This window comes from Gordonibacter pamelaeae 7-10-1-b, from assembly GCF_000210055.1.
GTDB classification, from domain to species: domain Bacteria; phylum Actinomycetota; class Coriobacteriia; order Coriobacteriales; family Eggerthellaceae; genus Gordonibacter; species Gordonibacter pamelaeae.
In genome coordinates, this window is the sequence record NC_021021.1 from 1,129,570 (window position 1) to 1,130,927 (window position 1,358).

1 protein-coding gene and 1 pseudogene are annotated in these 1,358 nt (G+C 65.3%); both read right to left on the bottom strand.

The features are described from left to right. Positions 1-343: pseudogene (locus GPA_RS18935) on the bottom strand (CMP-2-keto-3-deoxyoctulosonic acid synthetase); the annotation flags it as partial. Positions 344-631: 288 nt separating this feature from the next. Then, positions 632-1,123 (bottom strand): hypothetical protein, encoded by a 492-nt coding sequence (locus tag GPA_RS05275; protein ID WP_049784022.1) that lies wholly within the window; start codon positions 1,121-1,123, stop codon positions 632-634. Positions 1,124-1,358: the final 235 nt, after the last annotated feature.

Here is a 1,358-nt window from a genome sequence, read left to right on the forward strand (position 1 = left end):
CCTCCTCGGCACGAGCGGCCTCCTCGGCGGCGATGCGGGCGGCTTCCTCCTCGGCCTCGATGGCCTCGATGCCCTTGGAGATGTCGCGCTTCGCCGTGCTGGCAAGCACCGTGGCCTCGCGCGCGGAGGAATCGGTCGCGTTCTCGGCGAACGTTGCAGTATCGGCCTCGGACACAGGGGCGCTCAAGGCATCGATGCCGAACGCGTCAACTTCCTGCGCGCTGCCGCCTGCGGAGGCAATGCCGAAGCCGATGCACCCGGCGAGCACGATGGACGCGCACCCGACCGCCGCGATCTTCGCGACAATGCTCGACTTCCGCTGCTTGTATCGTCTGTCAGTCAAACCTTGGTTACCTTTCAATGAACAGCGCACGACCAGGCCGCCGAAGCGGTGACAGCGTGGTAGATTATGAGGGGTGGTTGCTGCCGAAGGGCCGATATGCTGTTTTGTCGAGGTGTATTTTAGCCCATGGGGCCCTACGGGAGCAAAAAAGTGTGGAGACGGCCTCCACGTTTTGTTCGCTTGACAAACAAGGAAGCCGCAGATGCGCAGGTGATCATGCATCTTCCCCGCGTGTTCGTTTTTCGAACAAAGCGACCGTAGGCGAAGCACGGGAGGTAAGCGGCAGCGCTAGCGAACCACGGCGACGCCCACTTCGAAGGGGATGACGAACTCACGGCCGTAGGGTAGCGTGAGCACAATGAGGTCGTTCGGCCCCGGCACGGAGAACCACAGCATCCCCAGGACGCAGAACGCCACGAAGCACAGCCCCGCGAGCAACGTCCACCACGGCGCATGCAGCGCGCCGCCGATAATGAAGAACCCCACCATCATGAGCAGCAGCGGCCATAGGTTCAGGAACATGAGCTGCAAGGACGCCCACCCCACCAAGCCCAGGCTGAAGAACAGCAGCGTGCTGCCCAAGCTGAAGAGCATGAGGCCGTCCACGAACTGGATCATGCGGTGGCCCGGCGGCCCAGGAACCACCATTTGCACGATGCCGATGATGGCGAGGACAAGCGGCCAGAACTGCCACCACGCAATGCCGTCGATGTTCTCGGCCAGCAGCGCGGCTATGCCGAAGAACAGCAGGAACGACCCGACGAACACGGCCGCCTTCACCCCGGCGTTCCGCTGCGGGCCCCACGCAGGCGGCGGTGCGGACGCGGCATCCGGTGCACGCCAGCCGTTCGGCACTCCGGCTTGCTGCGGTTCTGCAGAGCCGCCCGGCACCGAGGACGCTCCCCCTCCCGCCGGAGCGTGATCTGCGCGGGGCGGCGCCTGCCAGTTGGGAGACTGCCACCCTGGTGCCTCCCATCCGGGCGCCTGCCAGCCGGACGGCACCTGGCACTGCGCC